This is a genomic window from Arthrobacter sp. 2RAF22 (genome assembly GCF_052115325.1).
Lineage (GTDB): Bacteria > Actinomycetota > Actinomycetes > Actinomycetales > Micrococcaceae > Arthrobacter.
Genome location: NZ_JBFRGL010000001.1, coordinates 325275 through 343320, shown reverse-complemented (window position 1 = coordinate 343320; position 18046 = coordinate 325275). Strand labels below are relative to the sequence as shown.

The 18046-nt window shown below is 65.6% G+C and carries 17 protein-coding genes; 12 read left to right on the top strand and 5 right to left on the bottom strand.

Annotated features, from left to right (window positions below):
* The first annotated feature begins 20 nt into the window (after positions 1 to 20).
* Positions 21 to 1007, top strand: a complete 987-nt coding sequence (locus AB4068_RS01475; protein WP_441432516.1) for an SDR family NAD(P)-dependent oxidoreductase — start codon at positions 21 to 23, stop codon at positions 1005 to 1007.
* Between the two features lie 16 nt (positions 1008 to 1023).
* On the opposite strand, the gene AB4068_RS01470 is transcribed toward AB4068_RS01475, so the two are convergent.
* Positions 1024 to 2349: a glutamyl-tRNA reductase gene (locus AB4068_RS01470; RefSeq protein ID WP_441432515.1), complete on the bottom strand. Its 1326-nt coding sequence runs from the start codon at positions 2347 to 2349 to the stop codon at positions 1024 to 1026.
* 148 nt (positions 2350 to 2497) lie between these two features.
* Here AB4068_RS01470 and hemE point away from each other — a divergent pair, with 148 nt between their 5' ends.
* The 10 genes from hemE to AB4068_RS01420 all read left to right on the top strand — a co-directional run bounded on the left by hemE (position 2498) and on the right by AB4068_RS01420 (position 13855).
* Complete coding sequence (hemE, locus tag AB4068_RS01465) at positions 2498 to 3625, top strand: uroporphyrinogen decarboxylase (protein WP_441432514.1); 1128 nt, start codon at positions 2498 to 2500, stop codon at positions 3623 to 3625.
* A 5-nt stretch (positions 3626 to 3630) separates the two neighbouring features.
* Positions 3631 to 5145: a protoporphyrinogen oxidase gene (hemG, locus tag AB4068_RS01460; protein WP_441432513.1), complete on the top strand. Its 1515-nt coding sequence runs from the start codon at positions 3631 to 3633 to the stop codon at positions 5143 to 5145.
* Between the two features lie 72 nt (positions 5146 to 5217).
* Entirely contained in the window at positions 5218 to 5919 is a 702-nt protein-coding gene (hemQ, locus tag AB4068_RS01455) for a hydrogen peroxide-dependent heme synthase (RefSeq protein WP_059387506.1), read from the top strand.
* A gap of 65 nt (positions 5920 to 5984) precedes the next feature.
* Entirely contained in the window at positions 5985 to 7160 is a 1176-nt protein-coding gene (locus AB4068_RS01450) for a ferrochelatase (protein ID WP_284991564.1), read from the top strand.
* Complete coding sequence (gene hemC, locus AB4068_RS01445) at positions 7157 to 8143, top strand: hydroxymethylbilane synthase (RefSeq protein WP_441432512.1); 987 nt, start codon at positions 7157 to 7159, stop codon at positions 8141 to 8143. The genes AB4068_RS01450 and hemC overlap by 4 nt, the downstream gene beginning before the upstream one ends.
* Positions 8144 to 8162: 19 nt before the next feature.
* Positions 8163 to 9053: a uroporphyrinogen-III synthase gene (locus tag AB4068_RS01440; protein WP_284991491.1), complete on the top strand. Its 891-nt coding sequence runs from the start codon at positions 8163 to 8165 to the stop codon at positions 9051 to 9053.
* Positions 9050 to 10030, top strand: coding sequence for a porphobilinogen synthase (hemB, locus tag AB4068_RS01435; RefSeq protein WP_306964303.1), 981 nt, complete (start codon positions 9050 to 9052; stop codon positions 10028 to 10030). The genes AB4068_RS01440 and hemB overlap by 4 nt, the downstream gene beginning before the upstream one ends.
* Positions 10030 to 11106, top strand: coding sequence for an LLM class flavin-dependent oxidoreductase (locus AB4068_RS01430; protein WP_441432511.1), 1077 nt, complete (start codon positions 10030 to 10032; stop codon positions 11104 to 11106). The genes hemB and AB4068_RS01430 overlap by 1 nt, the downstream gene beginning before the upstream one ends.
* A gap of 52 nt (positions 11107 to 11158) precedes the next feature.
* On the top strand, positions 11159 to 12478 hold the full coding sequence (gene hemL, locus AB4068_RS01425) for a glutamate-1-semialdehyde 2,1-aminomutase (RefSeq protein WP_307055315.1): 1320 nt from the start codon (positions 11159 to 11161) through the stop codon (positions 12476 to 12478).
* A 66-nt stretch (positions 12479 to 12544) separates the two neighbouring features.
* Complete coding sequence (locus AB4068_RS01420) at positions 12545 to 13855, top strand: glycoside hydrolase family 3 N-terminal domain-containing protein (RefSeq protein ID WP_441432510.1); 1311 nt, start codon at positions 12545 to 12547, stop codon at positions 13853 to 13855.
* Between the two features lie 87 nt (positions 13856 to 13942).
* Here the strand turns inward: AB4068_RS01420 and AB4068_RS01415 are convergent, their stop codons facing one another.
* From AB4068_RS01415 to AB4068_RS01400, 4 genes are all read right to left on the bottom strand, one after another.
* Positions 13943 to 14680 carry an amino acid ABC transporter ATP-binding protein gene (locus AB4068_RS01415; RefSeq protein ID WP_306964309.1) on the bottom strand — a complete coding sequence of 246 codons (738 nt, stop codon included), beginning with the start codon at positions 14678 to 14680 and terminating at the stop codon, positions 13943 to 13945.
* Positions 14677 to 15450 (bottom strand): amino acid ABC transporter permease, encoded by a 774-nt coding sequence (locus AB4068_RS01410; protein ID WP_059387509.1) that lies wholly within the window; start codon positions 15448 to 15450, stop codon positions 14677 to 14679. Before AB4068_RS01410 ends, AB4068_RS01415 begins: the two co-directional genes overlap by 4 nt.
* Before the next feature lie 12 nt (positions 15451 to 15462).
* Positions 15463 to 16416 carry a substrate-binding periplasmic protein gene (locus AB4068_RS01405; RefSeq protein ID WP_441432509.1) on the bottom strand — a complete coding sequence of 318 codons (954 nt, stop codon included), beginning with the start codon at positions 16414 to 16416 and terminating at the stop codon, positions 15463 to 15465.
* A 356-nt stretch (positions 16417 to 16772) separates the two neighbouring features.
* The gene (locus AB4068_RS01400; RefSeq protein WP_059387510.1) at positions 16773 to 17483 is read right to left on the bottom strand and encodes a 3'-5' exonuclease; all 711 of its coding nucleotides are present in this window, start codon (positions 17481 to 17483) and stop codon (positions 16773 to 16775) included.
* 88 nt (positions 17484 to 17571) lie between these two features.
* On the opposite strand from AB4068_RS01400, the gene AB4068_RS01395 reads away from it, so the two are divergent.
* Complete coding sequence (locus tag AB4068_RS01395) at positions 17572 to 17988, top strand: MGMT family protein (protein ID WP_306964314.1); 417 nt, start codon at positions 17572 to 17574, stop codon at positions 17986 to 17988.
* Positions 17989 to 18046 lie beyond the last annotated feature (58 nt).

Sequence of the window (18046 nt, the reverse complement as noted above, 5' to 3'; positions counted from 1 at the left end):
TGAACACGAAAGGTCCCGATATGAGCGAGGAATCCATGACCACACCGCAATATCCCATCGGATCGGGCTTCGGCCATGGCTCCACGGCATCTGACGTTGTGGCGGGGTTGGACCTTCACGGTAAGACGGCAATTGTCACGGGCGGCTATTCCGGGCTCGGCCTGGAGACGGTGAGGGCGTTGTCCTCCGCTGGCGCCCGGGTCACGGTTCCCGCCCGGCGTCCCGAACAGGCCAAGGAGGTCCTCGACGCGGCCGGCCTGGCGAAAGTGACCGTGGAGGGCCTGGATCTATCCGATCAGCAAGCAGTGAAGGATTTTGCGGCACGCTTCCTGGAATCGAACCCAACGCTGGACATCCTGATCAACAACGCGGCGATCATGGCCAGCCCGGAACAACGTGTGGGTCCGGGCTGGGAATCGCAATTCGCCACCAACCACTTGGGCCATTTCACGCTTCTCAACACGTTGTGGCCCGCGTTGGCAGCTGCCGGCTCGGCCCGCGTCGTGTCCTTGTCCTCCACGGGGCACAAACTCTCGCCCATCCGTTTCGAGGACCTCAACTTCGAGAACGGCTACGACAAATGGAAGGCTTACGGCCAGGCGAAGACGGCCAACGCACTGTTCGCCGTCGAGCTTGACCGTCTGGGGCGCTCCTCCGGGGTGCGGGCCTTCGCGGTCCACCCCGGCGGCATCATGACCGAGCTCCAGCGCTACCTGCCCCGCGAAGAGATGGTCGCGGCGGGCTGGATGGACGACGCGGGCAACGTCAGGGAGGGTTTCAAGACTCCGGAGCAGGGAGCCGCCACGTCCACCTGGGCAGCCACGTCCCCGGCCCTGGCAGGCATGGGCGGGGTGTATTGCGAAGACTGCGACATTGCCAAGCCCACGGACCCGGCTTCGCCGCTCGCCCGGTACCAGGGAGTGGATGCGCACGCAGTGGACCCGGAAGCCGCAACGAAGCTGTGGGCCGTGTCTGCCGAAATGACGGGCGTCAACGCGTTCGCCTAGGGCGGGGTCGCGGAAGCTAGGCGCTTTCAGCCTGCTGAGGTGCTTGGCGGTGGTCCACGGGGCACTCTGCTGCGGGTGACGCAGCCGGCTGCTCCACCTGGATGCCATACAAGGCCTCGAGCGCGGCCACGTACTCGTCTTGCTGGCCGTTTGCGGCGAGTTCGCGTGCGCGGACCGTGGGGATGTGGAGCAATTGCTTGACCATGCGGCGGAGCGCGAACTCGACCTCTTCGGCCGCGGCGGTGCAGCCGTGCCGGGCCCGGACTTTCTCCATCTCGGCGTCGAGCACGTTCATGGTGTGTCGGCGCAGCGCCACAATGGCCGAATCGACGGACCGGGCTTCGCGCTCCTGCTCGAAGGCTTCTGCCGCGCCGGAAACAATGGTGCTCGCTTGTGCCAGCGACTCCGCTTGTTCCTGGGGCGCCGCGAGCCGCACGGATTCGAGCGTCAGGAGCTCGACGCCGTCGAGCTCGCCCACTGCGGGGTCGAAGTCGTGGGTGAGGGCGAGGTCGATCGCGATGAGGGTCTGGGTGGACACAGCGCGGACCTTGGCGAGCTCTTCGGCCTCAACGCGGGTGTCCGATCCGCTGCAACCGATCATGACATCGGCGGCAGCGACGGCGGCAGGGAGGGTTTCGGCGTCGAGCGCGGTTCCGCCGCGGGTTGCTACGAAAGCCTCGGCGCGGCCGGAAGACGAGTAGACGGAGACGTCGGTGCAGCCGCGATCGCGAAGCAGCGACATCGTGGCTCCGGCGTAGGCCCCGGTCCCGAAGACAACTACCTTCTTGGTGCTCCAGTCGGCATTCTCGGAGAGGTCGGTGGCGAGGTCCAGCGCAACTGAAACGATGGACAGGCCCCGCGAACCGAGTGCGGTCTGGGCTCCGACGTCCTTGGCCGTCTTGGAAGCGGCCTGGAACAAGCGGACCAGCCCGGAACTCGCGGTTCCTTCGTGCTGGGCAGTGATGAGGGCGCGACGCACCTGGCCGGCGATTTCGCGTTCGCCGACGACGGCGGAGTCCAGTCCGGCGCTGACGGCGAAGAGGTGCCTGCTGACCTCAGGGCCGGTGCGGGTGCTGAAGGCCCGTGAGACGAGTTGCTCGTTGAGTCCGCTCAGGCCACTGATCTGCGTGACGAGTGCCGAGCGGGCCGCTTCGAGGTTCTCTGCGTGCGGCGTTTCGCCGTAGATTTCGTAGCGGTTGCAGGTGGCCAGGACCACGGCGCCGGAGACAAGTTGGGAATCGGCCAAGGCGGACGAGGCAACCTCGGATGAACCGTTGCTCAACTGAGCGACGGTCTCAAGATCGATGTCGGCGTGTGTAGCCACCAATGAGAAAAGAACCACAGCAAAGCAATCATAGCTTTTTCGGCGCCATGTAGAACAACGCGGGTCAGTGGTTCTCCGCACTGCCGGGAGTGATGCCCGTCACCACGGATGGTGGGGGACAGGCTGTCGTTATCTTTTGGCCCCGATCTTCGGCACAATCGAAGGCATGACTTCCAGCTCCGCACTGCCTCATTCTGTGCCGGCCAACGGCACTTCCGGCACCGCCGCCTCAAGCCTTGATGCAAGCCACCCGCTGATGGATGGCCGCACCGCAGACTCCCCGCTGATCCAGGCGTACCGCGGAGGCAAGCCGTCCCGCCGTCCGGTGTGGTTCATGCGACAGGCAGGCCGCTCGTTGCCGGAATACCTCAAAGTCCGTGAAGGCGTGGCGATGCTGGACTCCTGCCTGCGTCCCGAACTCGCCTCCGAGATCACTTTGCAGCCGGTTCGCCGCCACGACGTCGACGCGGCAATCTTCTTCTCCGACATCGTCATCCCCCTCAAGCTGGCGGGCGTGGGCGTGGACATCGTCCCCGGGGTCGGGCCCGTCCTGGACAAGCCGGTCCGCACCGCCGCTGACGTAGCAGCCCTGCCGCAGCTGACCTGGGAAGCCCTCGAACCGATCCGCGAGGCCGTGCGCCTGACGGTCGCTGAGCTCGGCACCACGCCCCTGATCGGCTTTGCCGGCGCGCCGTTCACGCTCGCCGCGTACATGGTGGAAGGCAAGCCTTCCCGCGACCACCTCGGTCCGCGCACCATGATGCACGCCGATCCGGAAACCTGGACCGCCCTGGCCAATTGGGCAGCCGACGCCTCCGGCATGTTCTTGCGGGCGCAACTGGAAGCCGGCGCCTCCGCAGGGCAACTGTTCGACTCCTGGGCAGGCTCTCTTGGCCTGGCCGACTACGCCAAGTACGTTGCTCCCGCCTCGACCCGCGCCCTTGACCACGTCCGCCACCTCGACGCGCCGCTGGTCCATTTCGGTACGGGAACGTCCGAGTTGCTTGTCGCTATGCGCGATGTCGGCGTGGACGTCGTCGGCGTGGACTACCGGCTGCCCCTTGACGAGGCAAACCGACGGCTGGGCGGCACCGTGCCCTTGCAGGGCAACATCGACCCCGCGCTGCTCTCCGCGCCGTGGGAGGTCCTGGAAGCCCATGTCCGCGAGGTGATCGCAGCAGGTTCCGCGGCCCCGGGCCACGTCCTGAACCTCGGCCACGGCGTGCCCCCGGAGACGGACCCCGCGGTCCTGACCCGGGTAGTGGAACTCATCCACTCGATCCCGGCAGGATAGCGAACATGAGCCGCGGGCACGCGCAGTCCGAGCAAACACGGTCCGAACACGCACTTCCCGGGCATTCAGCAGCCGGCCTTGCCGCCGTCGTGGTGGGCGGCGGCATTTCCGGCCTGCTCGCTGCCCGGGGACTGGCCAAGGCCGGATTCGGTGTCACCGTGCTCGAAGCGAGCGACGCGTGGGGCGGTTGCGTGGGAAGCCACACTGTTGGCGGCCTTGGGCTGGACAGCGGAGCCGAGTCATTCGCCATGCGCTCCACGGCCGTGGCCGATCTAGCCCGCGATCTTGGGCTCGGTGGCAACATCGTGGCGCCGCATCCTGGGGGTGCCTGGGTGCAGTTGCCGGATGGCCCGCAGGAACTGCCCAAGACCGGGGTGCTCGGAATTCCCGCGAATCCCTGGGACCCCGAGGTCCGCCGCTCCTTGGGCTTCGCAGGCTCCTTGCGGGCCTCGCTTGACCGCTACTTGCCCACATCGGTGGGCAGCTCTGCCGACGTCACCAGCGTCGCAACCTTGGTGCGGGCGCGGATGGGCAAGCGGGTGCTCGAACGGCTCGTCGCACCCGTCGTCGGGGGTGTGCACTCCGCCGATCCGGGACTGCTCGATGTCGACATGGTGGCCCCCGGCCTGCGCGCGGCATTGCGGAAGCACGGATCGTTGGCCGCGGCCGTGGCCAGCCAGCGCGCAGCCGGTTCAGGACAAACTGCTTCAAAGCAAAACGGGACCGGACCGGCGAAGGCCGGATCCGCCGTCGGCGGCTTGAAAGGCGGAATGAACACCTTGGTCTCCGCCCTCGTGGCGGAGCTGCGTTCGCAGGGCGTCGCCCTCGTTTCCGGCGCCCGCGTGGATGCGATCAGCCGCACTGAAAGCGGTTGGCAGGCCAGCGCTGTGGGCACAACGTACGACGCCGCGCGGCTGGTGGTGGCGCTCGACGGTCCGGCCGCCGTCGGGTTGCTGGAGGGGGCGCTTCCGGAGCTGTCCGCGCTGCGCCACGCCGCGGGTCCCTTGGTGAGCCTGGTGACCTTGGTGGTGGACGTGCCTGAACTGGACCGTCGTCCCCGCGGCACCGGCATTCTCGTCGCCCCGCAGACCGCCGGGATCGAGGCGAAGGCGCTCACGCATGCCACGGCAAAATGGGACTGGCTGGCGGAAGAAGCCGGACCCGGTACGCACGTGCTGCGCCTGTCCTATGGGCGCGCCGAAGGGGCGGACGCCCCTAGATCGGCGGCCGCGCAATCCGTCGCCTCACTCAATGACGATGCTCTGCTCGACGCTGCGCTCCGCGACGCCTCGACCTTGCTGACCGTGCCGATTGTCCGCGAAGACGTGCTCGATTGGGACGTCGTCCGCTGGGCGGGTGCCTTGCCGTTTGCCGCCGTCGGTCACAAACAGCGCGTTGCCGAAGTGCGCCGCATCTGCTCCGAAGCCGACGGCTTGACCGTGGTGGGAGGCTGGCTCGCCGGAAACGGCCTGGCCGCCGTGGTTGCGGACACCTCTGCGCAAATCGACGCAGTTTTGTGAAATGCATCACTTCTACGTCTTGTAGAAGTGATGCATTTCGACTTAGCGGCATCGACGGGGCAGACTTGTACCATGAGCCACACTTCTGCCGAATCTGTCACTAAAACTGCCGAATCCGAAGAGCAGTTCTTTACGCTGTGGACCGTGTTCAAGCGGTCGGGCGATGTCCTGCGCAGCGCCGACGCTGTGCAGGATTTCGAGCAGCTGGCTGCCAAGCTCGCCGAGGACGGCGTGGTCCTCCGCGGAAGCTACGACGTCTCCGCCATGCGCTCTGACGCCGACATCATGGTGTGGCTCCACGGCGCCAAGCCTGAGGCCCTGCAGCAGGCCGTCCGCGACATCCGCCGCAGCGCGCTCTTCGCAGGCACCGAGATCGTCTGGTCCGCCATGGGCGTCCACCGCGAAGCCGAATTCGCCAAGAACCACGTTCCGGCCTACGCCCGCGGCGTCGAGCCCAGCACCTGGCTGTGCGTCTACCCCTTCGTCCGCTCCTACGAGTGGTACATCCTGCCGGCCGAAGAGCGTGGAAAGATGCTGCGCGATCACGGCATGCTGGGCCGCGACTTCCCCCAGGTCATCTCCAACACCGTGTCCTCCTTCGCCTTGGGCGACTGGGAGTGGATCCTCGGCCTGGAAGCACCCGAACTCGTTGACCTGGTGGACCTCATGCGCCACCTGAGGGCCACCGACGCCCGCAACCACGTCCGCGAGGAAATCCCGTTCTACACCGGCCGCCGCATCACCGCCGCGGAGATCGCCGAGGTCCTCGCGTGAGCGGCCGCCACTCCGCGGGCCCGGCCAGCCTCACCGAGGTCAATGACGTCACCGAGGCCGGACGCATGGCTCCCAAAGAGTACGACGCCGTCCTCCTCGCCTCCTTCGGCGGGCCGGAAGGCCAGGACGACGTCATTCCCTTCCTTCGCAATGTGACCCGTGGCCGCGGCATCCCGGATGAGCGCCTCGAAGAGGTGTCCCACCACTACCGCGCTTTTGGTGGCATCAGCCCCATCAACCAGCAAAACAGGAACCTCAAGGCCGCCCTCGAAGCGGAGTTGGCATCGCGCGGCATCAGCCTGCCCGTGCTGTGGGGCAACCGCAACTGGGACCCCTACATCCCGCAAACGCTCCAGGAAGCCTACGACGCCGGCCACCGCAAGCTGCTGATGGTCACCACGAGCGCCTACTCCTGTTACTCCAGCTGCCGCCAGTACCGCGAGGACATCGGCATCGCGCTGACCGAGACCGGCCTCGACGGCAAACTCGAAGTGGACAAGGTACGCCAGTACTTCGACCACCCAGGTTTCGTCGAGCCCTTCGTGGAAGGAACGGCTGCAGGACTTGCTGAGGTCCAGGAGAAACTGGCAGCGGACGGCCTCCAGGGCGCGCCGGTGCACATCCTGTTCGCGACGCACTCCATTCCGACCCGTGACGCCGAGGCCGCCGGACGTTCGGACGGCGAGCCCCGCGACTTCGAGCAGGACTCGGCCTACGTGGCACAGCACCTGGCTGCCGGCGCCGAAGTTGTCCGGCGGGTTGAATCCGAATCCGGGCTCACCGCGCCGTGGTCCTTGGTGTACCAGTCCCGCTCGGGCGCCCCGCACGTTCCGTGGCTTGAGCCGGACATCAACGATGCCATCGAGGAACTGGCTGGCCAAGGGATCAAGGGCGTCGTGATCGTACCCCTTGGCTTCGTCTCCGACCACATGGAAGTGGCCTGGGACCTCGACACCGAGGCCCTGGAAACGTGCAAGAACCTCGGGCTCGCCGCAACACGGGTTCCCACGCCTGGAACCCACCGCAAGTTCGTTTCCGGCCTGGTGGACCTCATTTGCGAGCGGACGGTGGCCAACAACATCGCCGATCGCCCCGCCATGACCGGGCTGGGCCCGTGGTACGACATCTGCCGTCCGGGCTGCTGCGCCAACTTCCGCGGAGAGAAGCCCACGATTGCGGGTGCGGACACCACAGTCGGCACCGGACACGATGCCTACCCCGCAGGAGAAAGCGCGAAATGACCGTTCGGATCGGTACCCGCGCGAGCAAACTCGCGCTCACCCAGAGCCAGCAGGCCGCGGACCAGCTGGCCGCCGTCGGTGGCTTTCCCGTTGAACTGGTGCGCATCAAGACCGAAGGCGATGTCCGGACGGGTTCCCTGTCCCAGATGGGCGGCACCGGGGTGTTCGTCGCCGCGCTTCGCGACGCGCTGTTGGAGAACGCGTGCGACGTTGCTGTTCACTCCTTGAAGGATCTCCCCACGGGTGCGGCACTCGGACTCACCATCGCCGCAACGCCCAAGCGCGTCGACGTCAGGGACGCCTTGTGCGCCCGTGACGGGCTCAAACTGGTGGATCTTCCAGCAGGCGCAAGGGTCGGCACCGGATCGCCGCGCCGCGCTGCCCAGTTGCGCGCCGCCCGCCCGGATCTCGACGTCGTGGACATCCGCGGCAACGTGGACACCCGGCTGGGCCGTGTTCCGGGGCTCGCCGGGAATGCAGAAGACGCACCCGGCGACCTCGACGCCGTCGTCCTCGCCTCCGCGGGACTGGAACGGATCAGCAGGCTCGACGTCGTGACGGAGTTCTTTGAGACCGACATCATGCTTCCTGCCCCCGGACAGGGTTCACTCGCGATCGAGTGCCGCACGGCCGACGCACCCGGGCAGTCCGGCTCCGGTGAAGGTTCCCAGGGGGCACTCGCCCAGGCCCTGGCCGCGCTCAACGACGAAGACACCCGGCTTGCCGTCACTGCGGAGCGGGCCGTCCTGGCCCGCCTCGAAGCCGGCTGTGCTGCGCCCGTGGGCGCCTACGCTTACCGCAAGGGCAGCATGCTCTACCTGGAAGCGGTCGTCTGCGCTGTGGACGGGAGTAAGTCGGTGCGTGAGAAAAAAGCCACGGACGGGCTCACTGAGGTGGGCGCCACGTTGCTGGGAATCGAAGTCGCCGAGCTCCTGCTTGCCGCGGGTGCCGCGGACATCACAGATCTTGCAGCTTCCCGATAACCGGAGCCAACAGGAGACCATGGGACGGCACAGCGCGGTGAAGTCGGGAGAGGCCCGGGTCCTTGAAGGCGCCCGGATTCTTGTGACGCGCAGCCCGGATCGTGCCGCCCCGCTGGTCAGCGCCCTGCGCGAAGCCGGCGCGGAGCCGCTCCTGTTGCCGTTGATCGACTTCGAGCGTGCCCGCGACCAGCATTCCCTTGAGGTCGCCTTGGACGCCCTCCGTGCGGGAGCGTACAGCTGGCTGGTGGTCAGCAGCATCACCACTGTGCGCGCCCTGAAGGAAAAGGCAGCAGAGCGGCGCTTGGAGCTGAAGGAGCTGATTCCGGAGTCCGTCCGGATCGCGACGATCGGTCCGTCGAGCAGGCGGGTCCTCGAGGCGGAAGGCATTCCGGTGGACCTCGCGCCGGAGGACGTCCAGTCGGCCGCAGGACTCGTCTCCGCCTGGCCGACAGGCCCGGCCAACGTTCTGTTGCCCCAAGCGGACATTGCCGACGCGATGTTGTTGGACGGTATCGAAGCCAAGGGGGCCTCGGTCCAGGCAGTGACGGCCTACCACACCGTGGACTACCCTGCGGCCCCCGAACGCCGGCTGACTGCCGCCTTGGCAGCAGCGAACGGCTGGCACGCGGGCGGGGCCGGGGCGCCGGAGCTCACCCCGGAAGCCGCGAAGGCCGAGCTTTCCGGCGGACGGCTCCACGCCGTCGTCGCCGCTTCACCCAGCGCTGCCCGCCGCATCCACGCCTCATTGGCGCCGCTGCGGGATTGCCGCTTCATTGCGATCGGGCGCTCGACGGCGGCAGAGGCGGCCGCCCTCGGCATCCCGGTCGCGGCAACCGCCAAGGAACCCACACCCGCCGGCATCGTGGCCGCCCTACGCACCGTATTCGACACCGAAGGGAACGAAAGTTGAGCTTTCCAAACCACCGGCCCCGCCGGCTCCGCACCACCCCCGCCATGCGCCGGATGACCGCCGAACACCGGCTGGCTCCCGCCGACCTCATCCTGCCCGCCTTCATTCGCGAAGGACTCAGCGAACCGGCTCCGATCAGTTCCATGCCCGGCGTCGTGCAGCACACCACGGGCTCGCTCAAACGCGCCGCTGCCGAAGCCGTGGAATTGGGTGTCAGCGGAATCATGCTGTTCGGTGTTCCGGCAGTCCGCGATGCCCGCGGCACAGCTTCCCTGGATCCCGACGGCGTGCTGAACAAGGCCATCCGCGACGTCCGCGCAGAAGTCGGCGATGACCTGGTGGTCATGGGCGATGTATGCCTCGACGAATTCACCGATCACGGCCACTGCGGTGTCCTGGACGCCAACGGCTACGTGGACAACGACGCCACCCTCGAAATCTACGCCCAAATGGCAGTAGCGCAGGCCGACGCCGGTGCCCACGTCCTAGGGCCGTCCGGGATGATGGATGGCCAGATCGCCGTGATTCGCCAGGCCCTTGAAGAGGCCGGACATCAGAACACCGCGCTCCTGGCCTACGCGGCGAAGTACGCCTCCGCTTTCTATGGCCCCTTCCGCGAAGCCGTGGACTCACAGCTCAAGGGTGACCGCCGGACCTACCAGATGGATGCCGCCAACCGCCGGGAAGCCATCATCGAGGTGGAACTCGACCTCGAAGAAGGCGCTGACATGGTGATGGTCAAGCCGGCCATGAGCTACCTGGACATCCTCGCCGACGTCGCAGCCATGAGCCCGGTACCCGTGGCGGCCTACCAAATCTCCGGTGAATACGCCATGATCGAAGCGGCCGCCGCGAACGGCTGGATCGATCGCCGCGGCGCCATCACAGAATCCGTGCTCGGCATCAAGCGGGCCGGCGCCGACATGGTGCTGACGTACTGGGCCTCCGAACTTGCCGGCTGGCTTAAGGAGTCCTGATGACCGATACCGCTTCCACTTCCACGGCCCCTGTCGGAGCCGCGGAGATCCTCCTCGGGCTGAATACTTTCGGTGACGCCGGGGTGGACGCCGACGGCAACCCGAAACAGCATGCCCAGGTCTTGCGGGAGCTGCTGGCGGAAGCGGAGCTGGCAGACGCCGTCGGGCTTCACGCCTTTGGGGTGGGGGAGCACCACCGGCGCGACTTCGCCGTCTCGGCGCCCGAAGTTTTCCTCGCGGCCGCGGCAGCCCGGACATCGCAGATCAAGCTCGGTTCGGCCGTCACCGTGCTCAGCTCCGACGACCCCATCAGGGTCTTCCAGCGCTTCTCCACCGTTGACGCGCTCTCCAATGGTCGTGCGGAGGTGATGCTGGGCCGCGGCTCGTTCGTGGAATCGTTCCCGCTGTTCGGCCTGGATCTGGCCGACTACGAAGTCCTGTTCGAGGAGAAGCTGGAACTCTTCGACAAGGTCCGGGCGCAGAAGCCGGTGCATTGGGAAGGCCGCACCCGGCCGAACGTGAACGGAATGAGCGTCTTTCCGCCGCTGGAACACCACTTGCTGCCAACGTGGATCGGTGTGGGCGGTACTCCAGAATCAGTGTTGCGCTGCGCGCAATACGGCTACCCCATCATTTTCGCCATCATCGGCGGGGAACCGCGCCGCTTTGCCCCGCTCGTGGAGCTCTACCGCGAGGCAATGGAAAAATACGGGCACCCCATGCAGCAAATTGCCACGCACTCGCCTGGCTATGTTGCCCCAACCGACGAGCAAGCCCGGGAGGAACTCTTCCCGCATTGGCTGGCCCAGCGAAACCGCATCGGCGCGGAACGCGGCTGGGGACCGGCAAGCCGGGGCGAGTTCGACGCCATGTGCGGACCCGAAGGAGCCCTGTATGTCGGTTCCCCGGAAACGGTCGCCCGGAAGATCGTCCTGCTGAAGCGGAACCTCGGCGTTGACCGTTTCGACCTCAAATACAGCAACGGAACCCTGCCCCACGAATCCATGATGCGTTGCATCGAACTCTTCGGCACTGTGGTGGCCCCACTGGTGGCCGAGCAGCTTGCCGACGCCTGAGCCCACTTTTTCGGTGCCTGAACCGTCTCGAATCCCTGAAAGAATGGACACCATGACTTCAAACACCCCTGTCTCCGACCAGCTGTTCGACCGCGCCCGATCCCTGATGCCCGGCGGCGTCAACTCTCCGGTGCGCGCCTTCGGCTCCGTCGGCGGCACCCCGAAGTTCATGGTTTCGGCGAAGGGTCCCTACCTCACCGACGCAGATGGCCGCGAATACGTCGATCTCGTCTGCTCATGGGGTCCGGCGCTCCTGGGTCACGCACATCCGGCAGTCCTCGACGCCGTCCATGCCGCCGTCGACCGCGGTTTGTCCTTTGGTGCCTCGACGCCCGATGAGGCAAACCTCGCCGCGATCGTCAAGGAACGCGTCTCCGCCGTCGAACGCATCCGCATGGTGTCCACGGGCACCGAGGCCACCATGACCGCCGTTCGCTTGGCCCGTGGGTTCACTGGCCGCAACCTGATCGTCAAGTTCGCCGGCTGCTACCACGGTCACCTCGATGGGCTGCTCGCCGCGGCTGGCTCGGGCCTTGCGACCATGGCTCTGCCCGGTTCAGCCGGTGTCACCGAAGCTGCCGCCGCTGAAACCCTCGTCCTGCCGTACAACGACCTCGGTGCGGTGGAAGCCGCTTTTGCTGCGCACGGCAACAACATCGCTGCCGTCATCACCGAAGCCGCTCCCGCCAACATGGGCGTGGTCACGCCGAACGACGGCTTCAACGCAGGCCTGTCCCGCATCACCCGCGAACACGGCGCGCTGTTGATCCTGGACGAAGTGCTCACCGGCTTCCGCACCGGCTACGCGGGCTACTGGGGCCTCACAGGCCGCCAGGAAGGCTGGACGCCGGACCTGCTGACCTTCGGCAAAGTCATCGGCGGCGGGATGCCGACGGCGGCGCTCGGCGGACGTGCCGACGTCATGGATTACCTTGCGCCCCTTGGCCCGGTGTACCAGGCAGGAACCTTGTCCGGGAACCCTGTGGCAATGGCCGCCGGCGTCGCCACCCTGACGCTCGCGACGCCGGAGGTCTACAGCTTCGTGGATGCCCGCTCGCTGGAACTCTCGGCGGCACTCTCATCGGCGCTGGACACCGCAGGCGTGGACCACTCGATCCAGCGCGCAGGGAACCTTTTCTCGGTGGCCTTCGGTACGTCGGCCAACGGAGTCCACAACTATGCCGACGCCCAGGCCCAGGACGTCTTCCGCTACGCACCGTTCTTCCACTCCATGCTGGACTCCGGTGTCTACCTGCCGCCGTCGGTCTTCGAGGCGTGGTTCCTTTCCGCTGCCCACGACGATGCCGCGATGAACCGGATTTTCGACGCCCTTCCCGCTGCGGCCAAGGCGGCCGCGGAGGCCGCTGCCTGACCTACGGCGCTTTTCCGATGCTTTGCAGCCTGTTCCTTGCGCCCACTGCCGGCCGGGGAGCAGGCTGTGGGCAACGATCGAATCGACAAGGCGATGATTCATCTGCTCAAGCCGTCCAGAATTCCACTGTTCATCTTTTTCGCCCTGATGGCCGGGGCATTCGCCGGAATTGCGCATGCCGATACCGCTGACGGCGGTTTGGTGGCGGCCGGGGACCCGCCCGCCACGCCAACCGCCCCACAGGCCGTCCCGACGCCTGGTTTTTCCAGCTCGCCGCCCGCGGGATCGCCGCCTGCTTCTGCTACTCCTGCCGGGCCCACTGACTTGCCGCCGCCTCCACACCCGACGCCGGAACAGCGGCTCGCGGGCCTGACCCTGGAACAAAGGGTAGGGCAGTTGTTCATGGTGGCGGCCAAGGCCGACGGAAGCGATTCGAGCGCGGTGGCTGACCTCCTGAACAACCACGTGGGCAATATCTATCTGGCCGGACGAAGCCAGGCTGGCGTCGCGGCGACGGCATCAGTTGTGGCAAAGCTGAGGGCGGCCATTTCGCCGGCTGCAAGCCGTGGGTTGCCGCTGTCCGTCGCGACGGACCAGGAGGGCGGCTCCGTTCAAGTGCTCCGGGGACCCGGGTTCCTGCCTATTCCCGCGGCCTTGGACCAAGGGAATTCGAGCCCGGAACAACTTCGCGCCGACGCCCGGAACTGGGGGTCCCAACTTTTGCAGGCCGGAGTGAATGTTGATTTGGCACCCGTACTGGATACGGTGCCAAGCCCCGAATTTGCACCCTCGAATAAGCCCATTGGGGCGTTCAAGCGCGAATACGGCTTCAATCCGGCGGCGGTGTCCGAGCATGGGAACGCGATGGCGGACGGATTGCGGGACGCAGGGGTGGCGCCGGTGGTCAAGCATTTTCCGGGAATGGGGCGCGTCAGCCTGAACACCGACGTCAGCGCGAACGTCCACGACACCGAAACCACCCGGACGGATCCCTACCTGATGCCGTTCAAGGCAGCGATCGACCGGGGACTCCGGTGGGTCATGATTTCGAACGCCTACTACGACAAGATCGATCCCGACCATGTGGCGCCGTTTTCATCGGTGATCATGCGCACCATGTTGCGGACGGACGCAGCATTCACCGGCGTCATCGTGTCCGATGATCTGTGCAATGCCGTGCAGCTGTCGCCCTGGAGCATGGGGGACAGGGCAACGAATTTCATCGGGGCGGGCGGCACCATGGTTCTGTGCGCGGACACTGCTTCAGTTCCGGCGATGTATGCCCAGGTGCTGCAACGGGCGCAGACCGATCCTGGATTCCGCGACTCAGTGGATGCCGCGGCCTTGACTGTCCTTCAGGTGAAGGCCGGGAAGTAGCTCCGGCCACGAAAAATCCCCGGCTTTCGGACGGCTCACCACGAGGGGTGTTTCGTCCGAAAGCCGGGGATTCCCCGTTGCTAAGGCCTAGAGCACGTCCGAAAGGAAGCCCTTCAGGCGCTCGGTCCGCGGCTCGGTGAAGAGTTGTTCCGGCGAACCCGTCTCTACGACGACGCCTGCGTCCATGAACGTCACGGTGTCGGAGACGTTCCTTGAGAAGCCCATCTCATGGGTTACCACCACCATGGTCATGCCGCCCTTGGCCAGATCGGTCATGAGCGCGAGCACGCCTTTGACCAGTTCAGGGTCCAGGGCCGATGTTGCCTCGTCGAAGAACATCACCTCGGGCTTCATGGCAAGCGCGCGGGCAATGGCCACTCGCTGCTGTTGTCCGCCGGAGAGGTTGGCTGGCCGGACGTCGGCTTTGTGCTTGAGCCCTACGAGGTCCAGTTGGGCCAAGGCGTCTTCCCGTGCCTGCTCCTTGGACATGCCACGGAGCTTCCGCAAGGCCAAGGAGACGTTCTCCGCCACCGTTTTGTGCGGGAACAGGTTGAACTGCTGGAAGACCATGCCGATCCGCCGGCGCAGTTCATCCGGGTTGTCCTTGAGTACCGAACGGCCATCGAGCAAAATGTCGCCCTGCTCGGGTTCGATGAGCCGGTTCATAACGCGCAGGAGCGTGGATTTCCCTGAGCCGGAAGGGCCGATCACGGAAGCCGTGGTGCCCTTCTCGACGTGCAGGTCGATGCCGCGCAGGACATGGTTCGACCCGAAGGACAAGTGGATGTTCTTGGCCGTCAGTGTTCCTGAAGCGAATTCGCTCATGCCTGGGCTCCCTTCCCGACGACGGCGGCTGCCTCGTCCGGTTCCTTCTTTTCCGGCCGTCCTGTCCTGAGACGGCGGTCAATCCAGTTCACGAAGTGCGTCAATGGAATGGTCAGCGCCAGGTAGAAGATTGCTGCCGCTACATAGGGCGACAGATTTCCGCTCGTGGAGGCCGCATCCTTGCCAATCTGGAAGATCTCGCGCTCTGAGGCGAGCAAGCCAAGGAGGAAGACCAACGACGACTCCTTGATCAACGCAATGAATTGGTTGACCAGCGCCGGCAGGACCCGCCGGACGCCCTGGGGAACCACCACAAGCCGCATGGCAGGGCCGTAGCCGAACCCCAGGGCGCGTGTTGCCTCTAGCTGACCCTTGTCAACACTCTGGATACCGGAACGGAAGATCTCGCCGATGTACGCCGCCGACATCAGGGACAGCGCCGCGACGGCCAACGGATACGGGCTCGTGGAGCCGCTCAGCTGACGGATGATGGGGCCGAAGCCGAGGCCGATCACGAGGATGGTGAGGACGGGCGGCAGCCCACGAAGGACGTCGGTGTATATGCGGGCTATCCACCGGGCCACGGGGTTCCGGGAGATCCCCATCAAGGCGAGCGCCATGCCGAGCACAGTTCCGATCACGCCCGAGGTGACGGCCAAGACAATGGTATTCGGCAAGCCGACGGCGAACATCTTGGGGATGACTTCGCCTATCGCCTTCCAATCGAGGAAGGTCTCACCGAGTTGCTTGAGGATTTCCTGGAGATCCATGGAACGCCTGGGTTACTTGGCCGGGATCTGGACGGCCTTGCTGCCCGGCTTCCAGCCCTGAGGGGTCTGCTCCGCCTGGGTCGGGCGGTCCTTGTACCACTCGGCCGTCAGCTTGGTCCAGGTACCGTCTGCGATCACGGCGTCAAGGCCGGAGTTGAGGGCGTCGATCAGGGGCTGGTTGTCCTTGTTCACGGCCCAGGCAGTGAAGTTCTGGGTGTTGACGACCTTTTCGGCGATCTTCGTGTTGTCGCCGTCCTTGACCCGGCCGGTTGCCTGCTGCGACGGGGCGACCCAAGCGTCAACCTGGCCGCTCTTTACGTTGGCGTAAACCGTGTTGTAGTCCGGGAAACGGACGGGCTCAAGCTTGAGCGTGTTGGTGACGTAGTCGTCCTGGACGGTGCCCTGGACGACGCCGATGCGCACGTCGGACTTGAGGTCCGCGAAGCCCTTGACCTTGGAGTCGGTCTTGGTCACGACGGCCATGTAGCCGAAGTCGTAACCATTGGTGAAGCCGACGGTCTCGCGGCGCTTGTCCGTGGTGGAGATCGAGGAGGATCCGACGTCGAACTGCTTGTTCTTGACCTGGGAGAGCAGCGCCGAGAAGTCAGTGGAGGCGAACTCGACCTTGAGGCCCAGCTTGGCGCCGACGGCGCGCAGGAGTTCGTTGTCATAGCCGGTGAACTTGCCTGAGGGATCGATGAAGATGTTCGGCGGGGCGTCCGAGAGCGTGCCGACGCGCAGGGTGCCGTCGGTGATCAGGCCCAGCTTGGACTTGTCGATCTTGTCCACCGGAGTGACGTCCTTGGTGGTGTACTTGTCCAGCGTCTTCTGGTCGCTGCCTTGGAGGGCGTCGGTCGGCGAGGCGCTGCTGGTGCTGCCCGCTCCGCCACCGCAGGCGGCCAGGGAGACGGCGAGAACTGCAGCCACAGGGACAGCAGAGAACCACTTCAGGGCTTTGATTTTCATCAAGCAAATCACTTTCATCGGGGAACACGCGTTCGTATCGAGACGGGCGGGGAACGCAGCCAAAGCAGGCTTGGGCCGCAATATCAGAACTCGACCCGCCAAACTTAATTATGTCATCCACTCATTCAGCCATAAATTGACGACGATAAGGCGTGCGATTCCCGGAAACTCCGAATTAAATTCAGCGAAGTGTTGAAAGTGCCCTTGAGGTGCCGCGTCACTCGGGTATCGTGGGGAATTCGTGACTGACGTCCAGCTGGCTTTCAGGCAGCAACAGCGATGTGACGTGCGTCCCATCATGCGGACGCCGGAAAAGCGTCCGGTACGTGGACGGGCGTTTTGAAAATCCGGAAGCCTTAGAAGTCTCCGCGGCTGGCATCTTCCGGGGGAAGAACCGGCCAATTGCCTTCGATGACTGCCGTTGGTTTGGTCTTGCGCAGGTAGCTCTGGAAATCGGCGGCCTGTGCGGCTGCCCAATCAACCTGGAGGTGATGCAGCTTGGAGGCGGGCATTTGCAGCTTCGGGAACTTGCCGGCCATGGCATCAAGGACGCGCAAGGTGGCGAGGGCGTCCGCAGCGGAGGTATGGGCGTTATCGAGGTTCACCCCGTATTCCTCGCACAAAGCGGTCAGGGTCCGCTTGCCCTTGCGGTACCGGTCGACCTGCTTGTTCATGACGTAGGGGTCAAGCACGGGGAAACGGCTCAGTTGCGGCACGCCGTAGCGGGCGGATTCGGCGGCCAAGACCGTGAAGTCATAGCTCGCGTTGAACGCAATGACCGGCACGCCGTCGTCGAACAGTTCCTGGAGTGCGGCGGCAACTTCGCGCGTCACTTCTGCTGCCGGTCGGCCCTCGGCCCTCGCCTTTTCCGTGGTGATGCCGTGGATCTCGCTCGCCTCCAAGGGAATCTCGATACCAGGATCCGCCAACCATTCGAGTTCCTTGATGACGCCGCCGTCGTCGTCCACTACGGTGATCGAAGCGGTGACGATCCTCGCGGAACGGGAGTTCCGTCCCGTGGTCTCAAGGTCGAACGCGGCGCGGGGGAGGGTATTCCAGGAGCTCATGCTTCAACGCTACCGGCGCCCTCCGACAAGAACCGGAGCGACACTCCTTCTGCGCCGATCCGGCGGCCCATGCCGATAGGCTGGGGGCATGCGGATGGAGTTTGTGACGGCGGTGCTGGCCGTCGTGGATCTCATGCCGCCCGGCGTTGCCGTGTCCTATGGGGATGTTGCCGAGCTTCTGGGCTCGGGCGGTCCCCGGCAGATCGGATCGGTCATGAGCCACCACGGAAGCACCGTGGCTTGGTGGCGCGTACTGCGTGCCAGTGGCGAGGCGCCCCCAGGCCTTGAGTCGGAAGCGCTGCACCACTACTTGGACGAGGGAACGCCGCTGCACGGCGCCTACGCGGAGTATCTGCGGATCGGCGAAGGCCGCTGGCGCGTTGACCTGACCCTCGCCCGGTGGGCCCCGACGGACCGTGACTTCGACAGTATCGATGCGATCTCTGAGCAACTCGAGCGTCAGCTCCATAAATTGTCGGTACCCGATGATGAAATGACCGTGTGAGTCCAACACCGACACCTCAAGCAACAACGCAGGAAGCAACGACGGCGCCACGGCAGGC

What these genes read in the sequence shown, in the direction of transcription:
- AB4068_RS01475 (WP_441432516.1), top strand. Translation starts at nt 21, where the DNA reads ATGAGCGAGGAATCCATGACCACACCGCAATATCCCATCGGATCGGGC.
- hemE (WP_441432514.1), top strand. Translation starts at nt 2,498, where the DNA reads ATGACTTCCAGCTCCGCACTGCCTCATTCTGTGCCGGCCAACGGCACT.
- hemG (WP_441432513.1), top strand. Translation starts at nt 3,631, where the DNA reads ATGAGCCGCGGGCACGCGCAGTCCGAGCAAACACGGTCCGAACACGCA.
- hemQ (WP_059387506.1), top strand. Translation starts at nt 5,218, where the DNA reads ATGAGCCACACTTCTGCCGAATCTGTCACTAAAACTGCCGAATCCGAA.
- AB4068_RS01450 (WP_284991564.1), top strand. Translation starts at nt 5,985, where the DNA reads ATGGCTCCCAAAGAGTACGACGCCGTCCTCCTCGCCTCCTTCGGCGGG.
- hemC (WP_441432512.1), top strand. Translation starts at nt 7,157, where the DNA reads ATGACCGTTCGGATCGGTACCCGCGCGAGCAAACTCGCGCTCACCCAG.
- AB4068_RS01440 (WP_284991491.1), top strand. Translation starts at nt 8,163, where the DNA reads ATGGGACGGCACAGCGCGGTGAAGTCGGGAGAGGCCCGGGTCCTTGAA.
- AB4068_RS01430 (WP_441432511.1), top strand. Translation starts at nt 10,030, where the DNA reads ATGACCGATACCGCTTCCACTTCCACGGCCCCTGTCGGAGCCGCGGAG.
- hemL (WP_307055315.1), top strand. Translation starts at nt 11,159, where the DNA reads ATGACTTCAAACACCCCTGTCTCCGACCAGCTGTTCGACCGCGCCCGA.
- AB4068_RS01415 (WP_306964309.1), bottom strand. Translation starts at nt 14,680, where the DNA reads ATGAGCGAATTCGCTTCAGGAACACTGACGGCCAAGAACATCCACTTG.
- AB4068_RS01410 (WP_059387509.1), bottom strand. Translation starts at nt 15,450, where the DNA reads ATGGATCTCCAGGAAATCCTCAAGCAACTCGGTGAGACCTTCCTCGAT.
- AB4068_RS01405 (WP_441432509.1), bottom strand. Translation starts at nt 16,416, where the DNA reads ATGAAAATCAAAGCCCTGAAGTGGTTCTCTGCTGTCCCTGTGGCTGCA.
- AB4068_RS01400 (WP_059387510.1), bottom strand. Translation starts at nt 17,483, where the DNA reads ATGAGCTCCTGGAATACCCTCCCCCGCGCCGCGTTCGACCTTGAGACC.
- AB4068_RS01395 (WP_306964314.1), top strand. Translation starts at nt 17,572, where the DNA reads ATGCGGATGGAGTTTGTGACGGCGGTGCTGGCCGTCGTGGATCTCATG.